The organism is Kitasatospora sp. NPDC004745, from assembly GCF_042873275.1.
GTDB lineage: Bacteria > Actinomycetota > Actinomycetes > Streptomycetales > Streptomycetaceae > Kitasatospora.
On sequence record NZ_JBIALK010000033.1, the window covers coordinates 24,186 to 39,641 of the forward strand.

A 15,456-nucleotide genomic window follows, 5' to 3' on the forward strand; every position below is an offset into this window, starting at 1 on the left:
GGCCATGAGCAGGGCGAACAGGCCACCGCAGCCCATGCCGGCGACCTGCCAGGGTTTGAACCTGCGTGGGCGAGGCGTGGCCGGCTGAACCGACGGCGCAAGACCGGATGGTGCCCTGGCCGAGTCGGGGTTCTGCGCCCCTCCCTGGTTGGGGCGGGACAGGTCGGGGTCGGTCACGAGTGGTGCCTTACCTGTGGGTCGGATGGCCAGGACCGAGTCTGGCAGCAGACGGAGGCCAACTACCTTCATGTGCAGGACTGTTATCGCGCAGTGACGTCATGAATCGATCGAGGCTCCGGGCGATCACCGGGGATCGCGTCGTTCGCTGCACCGCTGCGGCCCGCGACGCGTGGCCGGAGGGAGTGCACGGCGCGGCCCGCGTCATCGGTGGGCGCTCCGGTCTGACCGGGCTCGCCGCCAGCGGCGTCAACCCTCGGCGTCGACGTCGGTGTTGGCGGGGGCGAGTTGGATGACGGCGTGGCGGCCGTTGGTGCGCCACGGGGTGGCGGTGTCGTCGAGTCGGGTGACACGGGTGTCGTCGAGGCCGACGATCACGTCCGACTTGAGGGTGCGCAGTGCCGCGACGGCGGAGGGGAAGTGGCGTGTCGTGTCGGCGAACGGGGTGGTCGGCGGCCAGAGCCGGTCGCCGACGAGCCGGCGGTAGTTGAGGTCTCCCTTGAGGACGGTCAGGGCTGCGCCGGTGAACTCGGCCCGTAGGTCGCCGGGCATGTCGTGGTACGGCAGCGGGGCGCAGAAGAACGGGTGCGTGCGGACGGCGAGCGTTCCGTCGCCCATGGCCTGCCACAGTCGCCCGCCGACCGCCGCGGCGGCCGGTGAGGGGGCGGTGCGGAGGCGGCCGAGTGCGGCGAGGACGTCGGCCGTCGTCGCGTCCGACACGAAGTACGGCTGCGGCTTGACGTACAGGGCGACCTGCGCCGCCAGGCCGCGGGTCAGGAGGTGGTCGATCAGGACGAGGTCCGGGAGGAGCTCCCGGCCCGCGTTGTCCGCGACGACGCAGATCCGCCCGCCCCCGGCCCGCTCCAGCGTGGCCCAGAGCTGCGCGCTGTCGTCGGCGAGCAGGCCGGAGGCGGCCCGGCCGGCGGCCGAAACCGGACCGTCGGAGGACGCCGGACCGTCGGAGGAGTCCGGGCCGTCGGGCGTATGCGGACCGTCGGACGCAGGCCGACCGTCCGGCTCGGCGGTGATGCGGAAGCTCAGGTCCGCGCGGTTGCCCCAGAGGGCGGACGACAGCAGGGCGTCCGCCCGTCGGCTCTGCGGCAGGCCGTCCAGGACGTCGAGGGAGGCCAGCTCGTCGTCGACCACCGCCCCGGCCAGCTCGTCGGCCTTGAAGGGCGCGAACGGGTCGACGCCCTGCCAGGCACCGGGCCGGAAGTAGCCGGTGGCGTCGAGCAGGCGGTGGTAGAAGTAGCTCTCCGCCCACAGGAACGGCGCCTCGCCCCACGGCTTGCCCCACAGGCCCCGGCCCCACTCCACCCACTGCCCGGCGTCCGGGCTGTCCGTGCCCGGCGGCTCCAGGACACCGGTGGTGCTCTCCGCGAGCAGCCGCCCGACCGCCGCCCGCTCGGCGGGCCCGTACGGCAGCGCGTCGAGGACCTGTCGGAGGAGCACCGGGTGCCGCTGGTGGAAGACGCCCCAGGCGAACGACCCGGGGACGTCGCTGCGGATCACGGGTGCGTTCGACACGGTGCTGCTCGTTTCTCTCATCATCGCCGGGCGGCCGGTCCGACAGTACTGCCGACGGGCCTCGCACGAGGTCTGCACCACCCTTGGGCGTAGCCACCCGTTCCTGCCCCCATGCGGATGGATCGTGACCTGCTCCGGGCGGCCGGTGTCGCGGGCCGCGCGCTGGGGTGTACGGGCCGAGGGTCAGAGGTGGGGCCACGGGTCGATTCCCGCCTCCTTGAGCCGTTGTTCTTCCCGCCAGTTCAGGAAGACCGGCTGATCCGGGGAGAACAGGCCCATGGGCTGAGGACTGATCTCCCCGGCCAGGAACCCGACGAGGAAGTCGACCATGCCGCAGTCGTACTCGACCCAGTCGCCGTCCCGGGTGAGTACGAGGGTGGTCCACCTGTCGGGATCCGGATCCGTGGTGTCCCAGAACGCCTGGTTGGCGCTGCAGTCCACGGCCCACGAGAACGTCCCCCGCAGGGCCGGGCCGTCCTCGGGGTTCAGGTCGAGCAGCTCGTACCCGCACTCGATCAACTCCTCGAACCCCAGGTGGCTGCGAGGGTCCTGGACATCCTTCAGCGGCAGCCCCACGTGGAGCGAGCAATTGATCGATCCGCCACCGTAGGCGGACACGAAGGCGCGGTAGTCCGCGGGGAACCGAGTGCCCCATCTGCGGGCCGCCGCGTCCCAGTCGACGGGATCGCCGGCTCCGTCGTGCGGCGGCAGAACCCCGGCCAACCGGGCAACACTCGGATGCATCAGCAGTGCCTCTCAGAGAGCCCGGACAGAGCCCCGCCGAGCGTTTCGCAGGAGTGCGGCTCCCGCCGCGGCCTGGGACACCCTAGTGATCACGTCTGTGCGAGGCGAACTCCGCAACCGCGGTCGCCGACCACGGAACCCGATTCGCACCGGATCCCCAGGGCCCGGCGCATGACAGCCGCCGTACGGCTCCGGGCGAAGCGGGTGGACAGGTGCGGACAGTGCCGGACAGTCGCCGTTCCCCGCAGGCCTGGGAAGTGGACAGCGCCTGACGTGAGGCTGTGCTCCATGAACCCCGCACACACGCACCCGGACGGCCGGGAGGTGCGCCGAGTCCCGACGGGCCGCGCCGGTCCGGTCGCCTGACGCGCCATCCCCGCACCTCCGCACTGCACGACTGCCCAGCCCGCCCGAAGGAGCAGCACCATGACGTCCCGTCCGCCCCACGCCGTGAGCACACTGGTCGCCGCCGCGGCCCTCTGTGCCACCGCTGTCTCGGCCGCCACCACCGCGCAGGCCGTGGAGGACGCCGGCCGGCGTCCGTCGAGAATCGTCAACGACTGGGCCCGGGCCTGGAACGGCACCGACCCCCGGGCGCTGGGCGCCCTGTTCACCGTCGACGGCACCTACTCCGACGAGGGCGTGGGCGTCACCTTCCACGGCCGCCAGGAGATCTCCGGGTGGAAGGCCCGCGCGGACAGCCTGATCGACGGCGTCCACGTCACCGTGCGGGCCGCTCACCACAACGGCGACCGCATCACCGTCGACGCCGTCTACGCGGGCCACCTCAAGGGCGCACCGACGCCGTTCGCCGTGCCGATGACCGCCGTCCTCGACCTCGACGGGAGCCACTGCAGGATCACCGCCGACCGCGACCGCTACAGCCTCTCCACCGTCCTCGCCCAGTCCGGCCTCCCCGCCGACTGGACCCCGCCCGCTGGTCAGATCGCGCACCGCCGGGCGGCCCCAGTGGCCGGTGCGCGCTCGCGGTGGCGGCCGGGTGGAGTGGCGGCCGGCCTCTGAACTCCCGACCAGCGGTGGAGCCACGGCCCGTCCGCCGACGCACCGGAAGTCGGCCCGGCCGACTTCCCATGCAGCGGGCGACGGGGTGGAACGCGCCGGTCGAGGAGGCCCGGCCGGTTCTCGAGGGTGATGGGATGGGGGCCGTTCAGGCGCTCCTGGTCGAGCGTGGTGCGACCGTCATCGAGGCGATGGCGATCACCCGGGAGCTGCTCGGGAGAGCGGAGACGCCGCTCCGGGTCGCCGTCGACATCGTGACGGAGAGCGGGGCGCGGCAGGAGTGCGTGGGGATGCACCCGTAGGGTCGGGGGATCGGGATCGGGGAGCGGGGCCGGAACGGGGGTGGGTGGGATGGCGGAGGCGCCCGGAATGCGGGTGATTCGCATGGAGATCGACCGGTACGACTGGGGCGCGTTCTCCTGCGGGTGCGGGCGATCGGCGGCTCATCTGCCGGGTGCGTTGCTCCGGCTGATCACCGCGCGTACGCCGGGGGAGGCGACGCTGGCGGAGATCGACGGTCACGTCATGATCCAGTCCAGCCTGATGGACCCGGCTCCCGCGGCCGCCGCCGTCGTCCTCGCGGCGCTGGCCGATCCGGCCGTCACCACGCCGGTGGCCCGCACCGCCCTGCTGGGTCTTCTCCTGGCCTTCGGCGCGGGGGACACCGTGCAGCAGGAGGAGTGCGAGGAGCTGATCCGGGGAGGCGTCTGGATCCTCTACCGGGAACTCGTCACCCATCCGTCGGGCATCGCCCGGGAGCACGCCTACGAGACCCTGAGCAACCTCGACACGGAGCGGGACCGGCTGGAGTCCTTCCTGCGGGCGAGCCGCGCGCAGCACCCGTCGGACGTGGACTGACCCGGTCGGGGGCTCAGGGCAGGAAGTGGGCGCCGAGGAGGCCCCGGCCGGTGTCGGCGGCGGCGCGCCAGACGGGTGGGACGCCGTCCAGGAGGGTGTCGAGGTCGGCCCGGGTCGCCTCGTCGCGGAGGGCGGCGGTGAGGAGCCGTTCGGCGTGGTGGCGCGCGGGGGCGTCCCAGGTGAAGGCCTGTTCGACGGCGGGGAGGGTCTGCCGGACCTCCTCGGGGGTGAGGACGAGGTCGCCGAACCAGCCGGGGAGGAGCGCGAACCGGGTGGGGCCGAGGGCGTGCGCCAGGGCGGCCGCCGGGTAGGAGTTGCGGGCCGAGACGGCGAGGCGGGGCAGCGAGTCGTCGCTCCCGCGTTCCCAGGCCTCGTAGACGAGGCAGATCCGGTCGTCCAGTGCGGACGGCGCGGCGGACTCGACGAGATGGTGCCGTGATTCCTCGGTGCTTCCCGCCTCGCGCCACCACGCGAGGAGCTCCCGCGACCCGGGTAGGGAGGCCTCGGCGTCGACGGCCGGTCGCAGCCGCGGCGCGTACTGCGCGACGGCGTCGGCCGTCATGGGCAGCAGGCACCACATCCCCAGGAAGCTCACCGTCGCCCCCTCTCGTCGTCGTAGGGGGATGCTGCCACCCGGGTCTGACAGTCGTGCGGGTGCGCTGGCGCACCGGCGTACGGCCGCACGGGCGGCCCGGTACAACGGTTTCCGGGGACGACTACGCGGTGGTCTTCGATCAGGCCGGGGTGTTCCTCCACGGTTTCGACCACGAGAGCGACGCCACCCCGTGGCGGGCGGAGCAGCGCGCGCACTGGCCCGGCCTGCTGGACGGGCTGCCCGCGTCGCTCGCGCCGTACGCGCAGGCGCCGGAGTTCCAGTTCGAGGGGTTCTTCGACGCCACCGTGTGCGTCTGGAGGGAGGCGGCTGCCCCGGCGTGGCGGTGCGGTCCGGTGGAGTTCGCCGACGGCGAGTCGGACGGCTCCGACTGGCTGTTCGGGCTGCTCACCGGGGAGGGCCCGGCGGCGTACGTCGCGTTCGCCGAGGACTACTACGAGCGGGAGGTCGACCGGGAGGCGGCGGCCGCGGTGCTGGCCGGCGGGGCGGTCGGCCGGGGGCTGGTGGCGACGCTGTCGTCCGTGGCGCGCTTCGAGGCCGTCGCCGAGCAGGCCCGCGCGCTGGGGTACACCGTGCTGGAGGACTGACCCGCCCGGCTGCCGGGGTGGCCTGCGGGGGTGCGGACGCGGGTGGCAGGCTGGGCCGGTGCCGAGCGACTACACGCGTGACCAGGGCGACGAGGGCGACCAGGGCAGCCACCGGCCGGGGCCGGGGGAGGGCGAGGGCAGCCCGGACGGGAGGCTGATCCGTCCGGCCTTCTGGGCCGCCTACCTGATGCGGATGTGGGCGCTGGACGATCCGGAAGGCCGGTGCCTGGCACGCTGGTTCGGGGTGGACGCCGTCGACGCCGAAGCGGCCTGGGACGCGCACCTGTGGGGCGAGTCCGAGGTCCTGGTGCCGTTCGGCGGCGGTCACCGGGTGGTCGTGACGAGCGTGGAGCTCCCCACGGACTGGGGGACGGAGTTCCGGATCCACCACCCCGGCTGGGGCGGACGTTCGGTGCGGCTGGCGGACGTCGACCGGTACGTCGCACGGCGCCTCGGGACGCCGGAGCACCAGCGGGGCCCGGGGCTGTCCTGGCGGGAGGCCGCACACCTGGCCCGGACGCCGGACCGCGCGGCCCCGGGGGTCCACGACCCGCACGCCCGGCTGCTCCTGCTGCTCCCGGTGGTCGGTGACGCCGAGACCCCGAAGGGGGCGGTCGGGTCGATCGGGGCGGCCCTCACCGCGGCCGGCGTGGCGGCGGCGGACGCGCCCGCTGCCGCGCGCTTCCTGCTGGACCGCCCGGTCTGGCCGGCCGCCCGCTGGGAGTCGCCGGCGTCCGCAGACCGCGGCCGGCGCGGGCCGTCGTGGCGCGGCCCGTCGTGGTGCAGACGGGTGGCCGGGGGGCCTGCCGACCACGTGCTCCGGTGCGACGCCCCGGCGAGCCCGCGACACGCCGCGCACCACGGCGCGTCGGGTGTGTCGGGTGAGACGGCCGACCGGCTCGCCCGGGCCCTCGGCACCCGGCCGGACGGGGCGGGCCGATAACGGCGTGCCGCCGTCCAACCGTTGCGGTGAGGTGAAGCCGAGGAGTCGGGCGCGGGCGGATCGTCGGGGAGTTCTGGACGAGTCATTCCGAAGTGATCGTGATCAGCTTGGCGATGGGCCGAGGGGCCATTCGAGGGCCTGCTGCCGGCCCGTGGGCATGCCCGCCTCCTGTGCCAAGGCAGGCTTCGCAACCCTCGAGAAGCCGGCGAAGTAGATGACGCGCGCCGCACCATGGAGGCCGGAGCCGGTGCTGCTTGTCCCGGGCCGCTCACGGCAGCTGCCGAATCCCTCCCCGGGGTTCAACTCAGCTGGTCGCGCACGAGATCAAGGAATGCCTGTCGGCTCGGATGTATGTGTGCCCAGACCTTCTCGTCCTGTGGCTCTCCCGGGTCTTCGGGGCCCTTTCTGATCACGTCCTGTAGTGCGAACGCGAGGCTGCGTGCCGCTTCGCTGACCTCGGACGGGCACAGTACGTGGATCGTCTTCTGCATCACCCACACCCTGTCAAGGACCTGCTTTGCCCGGGCCTGCCACTGCTCGTCAGCCACGTCGTGGTGATGCCGATCCACCGCGACTCGTTCTGCTTCCTGCACCGCAGACAGAAATTCGATGAGGTGAGTGAGACGCTCGTTGCGGCGCGCCTCGGCAAGTTCACGAACACTGCGGCGCGCCTCGCCGCGTTCCAGGGCGCGTCCTGCCGAGCGCTGGGCCAGCATCGACATGAGTCCGCCGAGTAGGACGCCGATGAGCGGCGCAAGCGTTGTCCACATAGCGTCCGACTATGACACCAACGGCATGAACACGGCACGGGGTTCGGGCAACACCGGGCCGAGGCCGGGACGCGAAGGCGGCCAGGTCGTCGCCGCCTTCGACAGCGGCGGGCAGCAGACGGCGGAAGACCTGAGACCTTCGCGTTGTCCTGAGTGCTCTTGGCCACAGCGCGGACCGGGAGGTCCGGCACGGGCGGCCATGGCGGCGGCGTCCGGTCTCCCGCAGCTTGTGGCCTACTCAACTGATCGAGTCGGTGAACGACACCCTCAAAGGCCGGCTCGACCTGGAACAACGCGGCGGCCGGACCTTTGAGGGCGTCGCCGTCCGCGTCGCCCGACGCGTCCTCGCGCCGGCCGTGGCAACCTGGCACGACCACAGGACCGGACAGCCGATCACACGGCCCCTCATCGCCTACGATCACTGATCACTTCGGAATGACTCGTCCAGGGAACGGGGGGCGTGGTGTCACGAGCGGCAGGGGCGGTCGTCGGGGCGGCGGTGGGTGACGCCCTGGGCGCGCCCTACGAGTTCGGCCCGGCCGGGGCGTTCTCGGCCCGGTTCCCGGACGGCGGGGGAGAGTTGGCGGCGGGCGGCGGCTGGGAGCGGGGTGAGGCGACCGACGACACGCAGATGGCCGTGCTGGTCGCCGAATCGCTCCTCGACCGGGGGGAGTTGGACCTCCCGGACGTCTTCGAACGGTTCCGGCGCTGGGCCGCCGCCGAGCCCAAGGACATCGGCATCCAGACGGAGGACGTGCTGACCAACGGCATGCCGTGGGACCTCGCAGCCGCCGTCCACTTCAACTCGACGCTGCGGGCGGCCGGCAACGGTTCGCTGATGCGCGCCTCGACGTCGGCCGTCGCGTTCGCCGGCGCCGGACGGTCGGCCACCATGGACGCCGCCCGCCGGATCGCCGCCCTCACCCACGGGGACCGGGCGGCCTGGGAGGGGACGGCGATCTTCCACGAGCTGGTCCGCCTCGCCCTCGCCGGGGCCGATCCGCTCGCCGCCGTCCCCGACGCCCTGGCCCACGTCGACGCCGAGCACCGCGACCGCTACGCCGCCGTTCTGGCGCCGGACTGGCACCCCGACCGGGCCACCGAGGCGAACGGGGCGGTCTGGCCGTGCCTCGGTTCGGCGGTGTGGGCGCTGCGCACCACCAGCGGGTTCGAGGAGGCGCTCCGCGCCGCCGTCGATCTCGGCGGCGACACCGACACGGTGGCCGCCGTCACCGGGGCCCTGGCCGGGGCCAGGTACGGCCTGGCGGCGATTCCGGCGCGCTGGACGGAGCCGCTGCACGTGCCGCTGCCCGGATCCGGTGGGCGGGTGCTGAGGGTGGGTGATCTGGTGGACCTGGCCGCGCGGTTGGCGGCCTGGCCGGGCCGCCCGGTCTGACGGGCCGACGATCTGAGGGGCCGACGACCTGAGGGGCAAGGGCCCGACGTCCCACCGGCCCGACGGCCCACCGGCCCGACGGCCCCGAGCGTCCTGACCTCGTGGCCTTCCGGGGCCCGGCGGACCCGGTGGCCGGGTCGGTGGTGGGCGGGGCTACCGTACGGTGGCAGCGGTTCGAGAGCGAATGAGGGGGCCAGGTGGCAGTCGAGGTGACGGTCCGTCCGGTGGCGTGGGTGGTCGGCGGGCGGGAGGAGGTGCGGGACGACGGCTGGGGGAGTGTCGGTGCGGTGATCCGGCTGGACGGCGAGCGGTTCGGCGAGGAGGCGCTGTACGGGCTGGCGGACTTCTCGCACCTGGAGGTGGTCTACCACTTCGACCGCGTCCCGGAGGACGAGGTGGAGTCCGGGGCCCGGCGCCCGCGCGGCAACCCGGACTGGCCGCTGGTCGGCATCTTCGCGCAGCGCGGCAAGAACCGCCCGAACCGGTTGGGCGTCTCGCGGTGCGAGCTGGTCCGCGTCGACGGTCTGGAGCTCCACGTGACCGGGCTGGACGCGGTGGCCGGTACGCCGGTGCTCGACATCAAGCCGTACCTGGCGGAGTTCGGGCCGCGGGGTGAGGTCCGGCAGTCGGAGTGGTCGGTGGAGCTGATGAAGGAGTACTACGAGACCGAGTCCGCCGAGTCCGCTCAGCCCACCGAGACCTCCGGGTCCGCAGGGGCCTCCGAGACCTCCGGGTCCGCCCGGTGAGGCTCGCGGTGGTGTCCGGCGGGGGGACCGGGATCGGCCGGGCGATCGCCGCCCGCCTGGCCGCCGACGGGAACCGGGTGGTGATCCTCGGCCGCCGGGAGGCGGTGCTGGAGGAGGCCCGGGCGCGGATCGAGGAGACCGTCGGCCCGGGCCGGATCGTCCCGGTGCCGGCGGACCTGACGGACCCGGCGGCGGTCGAGGCCGCGGCCGCCCGGATCGCCGGGCTCGGCCCGGTGGACGTGCTGGTGAACAACGCGGGCGCCATCGTCACCCCGCCCGCCGGGGACGGCCTGGCGGCCCTCGCCGACGCCTGGCGCAAGGACCTGGACGCCAACCTGCTCACCGCCGTGCTGCTGACGACCGCGCTGCAGGGGAGGCTGCGCCGGCCCGGTGGCCGGTTGGTGGTGATCAGTTCGGCGGCGGCGCAGCGCGGCGGTGCGGGCCCGCACTCGGCCGGTTCGTACGCGGCGGCGAAGGCGGCGCTGCACGGCTGGGCGTTCGGGCTGGCGCGGCAGTTGGGCCCGGACGGTGTCACGGTGAACGTACTCGCACCGGGTTACGTGGCGGACACCGAGATCTTCGGTGCCGGCTGGAGCGAGGAGTTCCACGCCGGGAAGGTCGCCGACACGCTGGTCGGTCGGGCCGGTACGCCCGCCGATGTGGCGGAGGCGGTCGGCTTCCTCGCCTCGCCGTCCGCCGGGTACCTCACCGGGCAGGTGATCGGGTTGAACGGCGGTGCGGTGCTCGGCCGCTGAGGGGTGCCCGGGCGTCGCGGCACCGCGGGCCGCGGCGCCGCGCGGCGCGTTCATCGGACGTCAACCGGCCCTGCCTACCGTGGGTCCGTCCGCCGACGCACGGCCGCCGCACGACCACCGACGACCGCCGCACTTGACCACCGGCGACCGACGACCACCGACCGCCGACGACCGACCCGAGGAGTCCCGCTGTCCAGGATCATCACCACCGCCCTGCCCGCACACGGCCACACCGGCCCGCTGCTGGCCGTCTCCGCCGACCTCGCCGCCCGAGGGCACGAGGTGGTGTTCCTCGGGGGCTCCCGGTTCGCCGGGGCGGCGCGCCGGGCCGGGGTGCGGTTCGCCGCGCTGCCCGCCGAGGCGGACTTCGACGACCGGGACCTGGACGCGTCGTTCCCGGGCCGGTCGGCGCTGCCGCCCGGGCCGGAGCGGATCGGCTTCGACGTGCGGCACGTCTTCCTGGACCCGATTCCGGCGCAGTACCGGACGCTGCTGGCGCTGCTGGCGGACTTCCCGGCCGATGCGGTGATCGCCGACGCGTTCGTGCAGGGCGCGCTGGCGCTGGCGTCGGGCCGGCCGCGGGCCGAGCGTCCGGCGCTGATCGGGATCGGGGTGTCGCCGGTGATGCTGCCGAGCGTGGACACCGCGCCGTTCGGCTACGCGCTGCCGCCGATGCCGGGGGAGGAGGGCCGGGCCCGCAACCGGGCGCTGCTGGCGGAGTCGGAGCGGCGCGGCGAGCCCCTGCGGGAGTACGCCGCGAAGGTGTACGCGGGCCTGGGGGTGCGGATGCCGGAGGGGCCGCGCGGGTTGGCGATGGTGACGGTGCCGGACCACTACCTCCAGCTGACCGTGCCGGGTTTCGAGTACCCGCGCAGTGACGCCCCGGCGTCGTTCCGGCTGATCGGGGCGCTGCCCGGGGTCGACGGGGAGGCGCAGCCGCTGCCGTCGTGGTGGGACGAGCTGTCCGACGGGCGGCCGGTGGTGGTGGTGACGCAGGGGACGCTGGCCAACGCCGACCTGGGGGAGCTGGTGGTACCGACCGTCACCGCGCTGGCGGACCGCGACGTCCTGGTGGTGGCCGTCACCGGCCGCCCGGAGGGGCCGGCGGCGCTGGTGGATCTGCTGGGCGGGGAGCTGCCGGGCAACGTGCGCGCCGCCGGGTACGTCCCGTTCGAGCGGTTGCTGCCGCAGGCGGACGTGCTGGTCAGCAACGGTGGTTACGGCGGGGTGCACACCGCGCTGCGGCACGGGGTGCCGCTGGTGGTGGCGGGGGCGAGCGAGGACAAGCCGGAGGTGGCGGCCCGGGTGCAGTGGGCGGGTGTGGGGGTGGACCTGCGCACCGGTCGCCCGGATCCGGCCGCGGTGGGGCGGGCGGTCGACGAGGTGCTCGGGCGGGGCCGGTTCCGCGAGCGGGCCCGGGCGCTGGGCGCGGAGCTCGCGGAGTACCGGCCGTTCGACGCCATCGCCGAGCTGGTGGACTCCCTGGCTGCTGAGGGTCACTGAAGGTCTCCGGGGGCCACTGAGGGCTGCTGAGAGCCGCTCAGGGCCGCTGAGGCCGGGTTCCGGGTGCCCGGGTTCAGGGTGCCCGGGCCACCCCCGGGGGCACCCCGGGGACCGGCCTGCTCGCAGTCAGCCCCCGTCGCCGTCAGTCCCCGTCGGCGTCGGGGGCCGCGGTCGGCGCGCCGCCGGACTTGATGCCGAGCTTGACCTCGGCCGTGGTCCAGTCGGTGGCGATGGCCTGCTGGGCGGCGGCGAGGGTGGTCTGGCCCTTGCAGATCGCGGTGTGCAGGTGGGTCTCCACCGAGTCCTTGGGGTTGTTGGGGCCCTTGCCCGGCACGTGGTCGGGGGAGGGCGGCTGGACCCAGAGGTTGCGCGGGTCGTTGGGGTCGCCGCCGAGCTGCAGGCTGATCAGGTGGTCGTACTCGGCGTCGCCCATCGGGCCGCTGTAGCCGTAGGACTTGGCGTTCTCGGCCTTCTCCTTGCCGGTGATGTTGGACGGCGGGCGGATCGTCGAGGTGTAGCCGCCGGTCTTGCAGATGGTGTCGTTGAGGTTGCCCTGGTTGACGGCCGGGCTGATCGCGCCGGGGGTGCAGTTCGGGTCGGGCAGCGGCTGCTTGTCGGCCGTGTAGCGGTACTTGCAGCTGCCCGGCGCGGGCTGCGGCTGGACGTCGTAGGAGCTCTTCGGGCCGGCTCCGGTGACCACGGCGGCGGGTGCGGGGGCCGCTCCGGCGTTGGGGTCGGCGGCGTCGCCGGCGGGTGCGGCGGCGGTGCTGCGGCCCGCCGGCTTGGCGGTGTGGCCGCCGCCGGGCGAGCAGCCGGTGGCTGCGGCTATCAGGGCGGCCGCGGCTATGGCCAGGGCGGCACGGGCGGGAGCCGGCACGGGTTCCTCCAGGTCGGTGCGGTCGGACGGGCGGCGGGCGGACGGGTGACGCCGCCGGCCGCGCCAGCGGACACTACCGTGTCGAGGGGGCCGAACGGGTGACGCCACGTCCGGGCGCGGGAGGGCTGTGACCGGCGTGCGGAATCGTTTCCGCGTCACCGGACGCCCGGGCCCTCCCCGGCGGCCGGCCGCGGCCGACGCCGGGCGGAGCAACCCAGCAGGGCGGCAGGCGCCGGGCGGCGTAGCTTCGTGACCGAACGACGACGTTCGCCCCTTTCGGACCTCCCGGAGTCACCCCATGCGGAGTCACCCCATGCGGATCCCCGCCCTGATCGCGGCAGCCGCGCTGCTACCCGTCCCGCTCCTCGCCGCCCCGGCCGCCCGGGCCTCCCGCGCCCGTGCACCGCCCGACGTACGCCAAGGACCTGAGCGTGCAGGTGAGCCCGCCGTCCTTCCCGACCGCGCCCGGCGCCGTCGGGACCGTCCTGGTGACGGTCTGCAACAACGGGACCGAGACGCCGACCGAGGCCACCCTGGTCGTCAACGGTCCCGGGGATCCGGGCCTGGAGCTCACCACCGACCACGCGGGCCCGGTGGACGGCGGCTGGAACTGGATCCGGTTCCAGGTGGCGCAGGGCCTCGCGCCGGGCACCTGCGAGACCGAGCGGATCTTCGGCCGGAGCATCGGCACCACCCCGGGCCCGCAGACCTACCCGGGCGGCACCGCCGTCGTCACCTGGGACCCGGCGCAGAACCCGGACGACGGGTCGGCCACCTGGTCCTTCGCCACCTCGGCGCCGGTGACGAACGCCGTGCTGGAGATGTGGCGGCCCCCGAAGCCGGCGGCGCCCGGCGACCCGGCCGACTTCGAGGTGCTGGAGCGCAACCTGGGCCCCTCCACCGACTACCCGTGGCGCGGCCGGGTGGTGGCACAGCTGCCGCCCGGCTCCACCTGGCTGGACACCGCGCCGAGTTCCAACCCGTGCGTGATCTCGGCGGACGGCACGACGGCGACCTGTGACGACCCGGTCAACAACACCTGGTCCCGGTACAACCGGGGCTTCGCGCTCCGGGTCGACCCGGCCGCGAGCCCCGGGACGAGCATCCCGGTCACGCTCACCTACCAGGCCCCGGCCAACCCGGACCCGCACGCCTTCGTGCTGACGGTGCCGATCCCGGTCTGCTGATCCCCCCGGGTGCCGCCGTGGGGGCGAGGCCGCGCCCCACGGCGGCACGGCCGACGGGCTACCGCTGCGCCGCGATCCAGTCCGAGATGAGCTCGTCCAGCACCCCCAGGGGCAGGCTGCCGTGCCCGATCAGCTGGTGGTGGAACTCCCGGACGTCGAACCGCCCGCCCAGAGCCGCCTGGGCGCGCTCGCGGTGCCGGACGATCTCCCGACGGCCGATCAGGTAGGCGGTGGCCTGGCCCGGCCAGGAGATGTACCGGTCGATCTCGTTGCGGACGTTCTCCTCGGTGGTGGCCGTGTTGTCCCGCATGAACGCGATCGCCCGCTCCCGCGACCAGCCGAAGTGGTGCAGTCCGGTGTCGACGACCAGGCGCACGGCGCGCAGCGCGTCCATCGAGAGCATGCCGAAGCGCGAGAGGTCCGAGCTGTACAGCCCCATCTCGTCCGCGAGCCGCTCGGTGTACAGCCCCCAGCCCTCGACGTGGGCGGTCAGCTGACCGCTCGGCTTCTGCCGGAACACCGGCAGGTGGTGCAGCGTCTGGGCGACGGCGATCTGCAGGTGGTGGCCGGGCACGCTCTCGTGGAAGGCGATCGCCTCGTACTCGTACCGGAACCGGGTCTGCGGGCGCAGGGTGTTGATCCAGTGGGTGCCGGGCAGGCCGCCGGGGCCCGGCGGCTGGTAGTAGGCCAGCGGCGCGGTCTCCGCCTCGACCGGGTCGATCTCCCGGGTCACGCAGTCGGCGATCGGGTACGGGCGGAAGTAGTCGACCGAGGCGCGGCGGGCGCGCTCCAGCGCGTCGTCGACGAGGGCGATGATCTCCGCGGCGCTGTCGAAGCGCAGCGCGCGGTCCTCGCGCAGCGCGGTCAGCACGCCCTCGGTGTCGGTGATGCCGAGCACCCGCCCGCCCAGCTCGGCGAACTCCTCGCGCAGCTCGGCCACGGTGTCCAGGCCGATCCGGTGGACCTCCTCCGGGGTGAGGCCCGGCCGGGTGTAGCGGGCGACGGCGTCGGCGTAGCCCTCGGTGCCGCCGGGCACGTGGCAGACGCCGGCCTGGTCGTCGGGCCGGGCGTCCGCGGCCAACTGCTGGGCCAGCCCGGCCCGGTAGCGGGCCACCGCCGGGCGCACGCCGTCGCGGACGATCGCCAGGGCCCGTTCGAGCTCCGGCCGGCCCCGCATCGGGCGCAGCAGCTGGTCGTCGTCCGGGCCGGCGGCCAGGTAGGCGTCCAGCTGGGTGACGGCGGCGTCGACGCCGCTGCGCAGCGGCCGTCGTCCGTCGGCCGCGGTGTCCAGGAAGCCCTGCAGGACGGCGTCGAAGTAGCCCGGCAGGCCGGCCAGCCGCTCCAGGTAGGCCTCGGGGCCCTCCTGGTCGACGGAGGTCATGGCGAGCGAGGTGAACGCCGCGTTCTGCGGTGCCACGATGGTCGCGGAGACGCTGAAGTCGGCCAGCCCGTGGGTGATCTGGCCCGTGCCGTTCTCGATCAGCCGGCCGAGGACGCCGTGGGTGATCCGGTCGTCTCCGGTCAGCGCGTCCACCGGGATCGCGGCCAGCCGCGTACCGATCCCGGTCAGCACCTCGCGGTGGCGCAGCGCGGCCGCCCGGGAGGGGTCGGGCACCTGGTGGGCGTGGCCCGCGACCCCGCTGAGCGTCGCGTCGAACGGGTTGTGCGCGTTCTCGGCGGCGAAGAACTCCTCCGCGAGTGAGGCGAGTTCGGCCTGATGCGGCTGGTCGGTCACGATCGTTCCCCCGGTCCG

16 protein-coding genes and 1 pseudogene are annotated in these 15,456 nt (G+C 74.3%); 11 read left to right on the forward strand and 6 right to left on the reverse strand.

All coding sequences use genetic code 11. From position 1 onward, the window contains the following. Window positions 1–426: 426 nt before the first annotated feature. Together ACFYUY_RS35140 and ACFYUY_RS35145 are read right to left on the reverse strand one after the other, a co-directional pair. Window positions 427–1,704, reverse strand: a complete 1,278-nt coding sequence (locus tag ACFYUY_RS35140; protein WP_387906892.1) for a damage-control phosphatase ARMT1 family protein — start codon at window positions 1,702–1,704, stop codon at window positions 427–429. 183 nt (window positions 1,705–1,887) lie between these two features. Further along, window positions 1,888–2,448, reverse strand: coding sequence for an SMI1/KNR4 family protein (locus ACFYUY_RS35145; protein WP_387906895.1), 561 nt, complete (start codon window positions 2,446–2,448; stop codon window positions 1,888–1,890). Between the two features lie 426 nt (window positions 2,449–2,874). Between ACFYUY_RS35145 and ACFYUY_RS35150 the strand changes: the two genes are divergently transcribed. The 3 genes from ACFYUY_RS35150 to ACFYUY_RS35160 all read left to right on the forward strand — a co-directional run bounded on the left by ACFYUY_RS35150 (window position 2,875) and on the right by ACFYUY_RS35160 (window position 4,326). Next, complete coding sequence (locus tag ACFYUY_RS35150; protein ID WP_387906898.1) at window positions 2,875–3,471, forward strand: nuclear transport factor 2 family protein; 597 nt, start codon at window positions 2,875–2,877, stop codon at window positions 3,469–3,471. A gap of 134 nt (window positions 3,472–3,605) precedes the next feature. Further along, window positions 3,606–3,770 carry a hypothetical protein gene (locus ACFYUY_RS35155; protein ID WP_387906901.1) on the forward strand — a complete coding sequence of 55 codons (165 nt, stop codon included), beginning with the start codon at window positions 3,606–3,608 and terminating at the stop codon, window positions 3,768–3,770. Window positions 3,771–3,852: 82 nt separating this feature from the next. After that, window positions 3,853–4,326: a hypothetical protein gene (locus ACFYUY_RS35160; protein WP_360215194.1), complete on the forward strand. Its 474-nt coding sequence runs from the start codon at window positions 3,853–3,855 to the stop codon at window positions 4,324–4,326. A 13-nt stretch (window positions 4,327–4,339) separates the two neighbouring features. Here ACFYUY_RS35160 and ACFYUY_RS35165 read toward each other — a convergent pair whose 3' ends face one another. After that, window positions 4,340–4,921, reverse strand: coding sequence for a hypothetical protein (locus tag ACFYUY_RS35165; protein ID WP_360215197.1), 582 nt, complete (start codon window positions 4,919–4,921; stop codon window positions 4,340–4,342). Between the two features lie 59 nt (window positions 4,922–4,980). On the opposite strand from ACFYUY_RS35165, the gene ACFYUY_RS35170 reads away from it, so the two are divergent. Together ACFYUY_RS35170 and ACFYUY_RS35175 are read left to right on the forward strand one after the other, a co-directional pair. Next, entirely contained in the window at window positions 4,981–5,526 is a 546-nt protein-coding gene (locus tag ACFYUY_RS35170) for a hypothetical protein (RefSeq protein ID WP_387906904.1), read from the forward strand. 58 nt (window positions 5,527–5,584) lie between these two features. Next, the gene (locus tag ACFYUY_RS35175) at window positions 5,585–6,469 is read left to right on the forward strand and encodes a hypothetical protein (RefSeq protein WP_387906907.1); all 885 of its coding nucleotides are present in this window, start codon (window positions 5,585–5,587) and stop codon (window positions 6,467–6,469) included. A gap of 299 nt (window positions 6,470–6,768) precedes the next feature. On the opposite strand, the gene ACFYUY_RS35180 is transcribed toward ACFYUY_RS35175, so the two are convergent. Next, window positions 6,769–7,191 (reverse strand): hypothetical protein, encoded by a 423-nt coding sequence (locus ACFYUY_RS35180; protein WP_387906909.1) that lies wholly within the window; start codon window positions 7,189–7,191, stop codon window positions 6,769–6,771. A 302-nt stretch (window positions 7,192–7,493) separates the two neighbouring features. Here ACFYUY_RS35180 and ACFYUY_RS35185 point away from each other — a divergent pair, with 302 nt between their 5' ends. From ACFYUY_RS35185 to ACFYUY_RS35205, 5 genes and pseudogenes are all read left to right on the forward strand, one after another. Further along, window positions 7,494–7,664, forward strand: coding sequence for a hypothetical protein (locus ACFYUY_RS35185; RefSeq protein ID WP_387906912.1), 171 nt, complete (start codon window positions 7,494–7,496; stop codon window positions 7,662–7,664). Between the two features lie 38 nt (window positions 7,665–7,702). After that, window positions 7,703–8,635 carry an ADP-ribosylglycohydrolase family protein gene (locus ACFYUY_RS35190; protein ID WP_387906989.1) on the forward strand — a complete coding sequence of 311 codons (933 nt, stop codon included), beginning with the start codon at window positions 7,703–7,705 and terminating at the stop codon, window positions 8,633–8,635. A gap of 209 nt (window positions 8,636–8,844) precedes the next feature. Then, window positions 8,845–9,297: pseudogene (locus ACFYUY_RS35195) on the forward strand (SAM-dependent methyltransferase); the annotation flags it as partial. A 95-nt stretch (window positions 9,298–9,392) separates the two neighbouring features. Further along, window positions 9,393–10,136: an SDR family oxidoreductase gene (locus tag ACFYUY_RS35200; RefSeq protein WP_360215212.1), complete on the forward strand. Its 744-nt coding sequence runs from the start codon at window positions 9,393–9,395 to the stop codon at window positions 10,134–10,136. Between the two features lie 282 nt (window positions 10,137–10,418). Further along, a complete protein-coding gene (locus ACFYUY_RS35205) occupies window positions 10,419–11,639 on the forward strand; it encodes a glycosyltransferase (protein ID WP_387906914.1) in 1,221 nt (406 codons plus the stop codon). Between the two features lie 142 nt (window positions 11,640–11,781). Here the strand turns inward: ACFYUY_RS35205 and ACFYUY_RS35210 are convergent, their stop codons facing one another. After that, on the reverse strand, window positions 11,782–12,516 hold the full coding sequence (locus ACFYUY_RS35210; RefSeq protein WP_387906917.1) for a hypothetical protein: 735 nt from the start codon (window positions 12,514–12,516) through the stop codon (window positions 11,782–11,784). A 398-nt stretch (window positions 12,517–12,914) separates the two neighbouring features. Here ACFYUY_RS35210 and ACFYUY_RS35215 point away from each other — a divergent pair, with 398 nt between their 5' ends. Then, a complete protein-coding gene (locus ACFYUY_RS35215) occupies window positions 12,915–13,703 on the forward strand; it encodes a hypothetical protein (protein WP_387906919.1) in 789 nt (262 codons plus the stop codon). A gap of 58 nt (window positions 13,704–13,761) precedes the next feature. On the opposite strand, the gene ACFYUY_RS35220 is transcribed toward ACFYUY_RS35215, so the two are convergent. Beyond that, a complete protein-coding gene (locus ACFYUY_RS35220) occupies window positions 13,762–15,438 on the reverse strand; it encodes a DUF885 domain-containing protein (RefSeq protein ID WP_360215224.1) in 1,677 nt (558 codons plus the stop codon). Between the last annotated feature and the right edge of the window lie 18 nt (window positions 15,439–15,456).